1 pseudogene is annotated in these 543 nt (G+C 70.3%); it reads right to left on the bottom strand.

From position 1 onward, the window contains the following. Positions 1-543, bottom strand: a pseudogene (locus J7302_RS26310) (type VI secretion system tip protein VgrG); the annotation flags it as partial.

The following is a 543-nucleotide window of genomic DNA, read 5'->3' as shown; positions in this document are numbered from 1 at the left end:
AAGTTGACCTTGTAGCGGCCCTCCAGGTCGATGTGGCTGTAGAGGTCGTCGGGCTGCGGGCTGGTGACCCGGGCCGGGATGGTGCCGGCGATCACGGGCTTGGCCAGCAGCGCCGGACGGAAGCAGAGGTGCTCGGTGTAGGGGATGGCGGTGAAGCGGGCCTCGAAGCTGCGGTCGCGGGCGGCGGTGGTGACCAGGCGGGTGATGACGGCGCCGGGGGCGAAGTCCTGCGGCGCGCCGCCGTCGACCTCGAGCACCTGACCCGGTGCCAGGGCGGCGCTGCTGGTGAGGCCCGCGAGGCGGGTCTGGCCGTTGAGGTAGCGCTCGTGGGCGAGGCGGGCGTAGAAGTAGCCGCTTTCGCTCTGCAGATCTTCGTCCCGGGCGTGGGGGTCGTCCAGTTCGGTGTAGGGCTCACCGTAGTGATAGGCCTCGCCGTAGGTGGTCGGGTCGCCCCGGGTCTGGTCGAGGTCGCCATCGAGGTAGGCGGCGGCATCGCGGGGGTAGTAGGCACGGATGCGGAGGTTCTTTTCCACCACGCCATGG

Origin of the sequence: Metapseudomonas boanensis (assembly GCF_018704125.1) — a bacterium.
Lineage (GTDB): Bacteria > Pseudomonadota > Gammaproteobacteria > Pseudomonadales > Pseudomonadaceae > Metapseudomonas > Metapseudomonas boanensis.
This window is presented reverse-complemented; position numbering and strand designations above follow the sequence as displayed.